General features: G+C 74.6%; 1 protein-coding gene. It reads right to left on the bottom strand.

The genetic code is table 11. The features are described 5' to 3' along the window. On the bottom strand, positions 1-645 hold a 645-nt coding region (locus tag HAV39_RS42040; protein ID WP_191844662.1), incomplete at both ends, for a family 43 glycosylhydrolase.

Here is a 645-nt window from a genome sequence, read left to right as displayed (position 1 = left end):
TCGAACTCGACGGCGGTCTCCAGCGAGCACCGGGTCGCGCCGACGCGGCGGGCGACCAGGCTGGGGGTCTGCTTGCCGACCGGCGACTGCCCGCCGTAGATCCGCAGGTGCGAGGGCCGCGACCGCAGGTCGACCCAGTCCGGCGTCGCCGGGCGGCGCAGCGTCGACCACGCCGTGCCGAGTTCCGGGGCGTCGAAGTGGTCGGTGGCGGGTTCGGCGGGCCAGGCATGCACGGGCAGGCCGGGTGCGGCGATCTCGTCGGCGGGGATGCCGCCGGGGATGCCGGGCCAGCCGCCGGGGGTCCAGTCGACCTTCTGGATGGCGGTCTCGCGGCCGAGGACGCAGTTGCCCAGGGGGGTGTAGGGGCGGCCGACGAGGTGGGCGAGGTACCAGTCGCCGTGCTGGGTCTGCACGAGGCTGCCGTGTCCGGCCTTCTGCAGGGTCAGGTCGGGACGCCCGACCGAGGTCAGCAGCGGCCCGATCGGGTCGACCTCGTACGGCCCGTGCAGGTTGCGCGACCGAGCGACGGTCACCTGGTGCTCCCAGCTGGTGCCGCCCTCGGCGGTGACCAGCCAGTACCAGCCGTCGTGCCGGTACAGGTGCGGCCCCTCGGTCAGGCCGGCGGGCGTGCCGGTGAAGATGATC

The sequence above is a fragment of the Catellatospora chokoriensis genome (assembly GCF_011297315.1).
Classification (GTDB): Bacteria; Actinomycetota; Actinomycetes; order Mycobacteriales; family Micromonosporaceae; genus Catellatospora; species Catellatospora citrea.
Note: the sequence above shows the minus strand (reverse complement) of the source record. Positions and strands in the feature narration are given on the sequence as shown.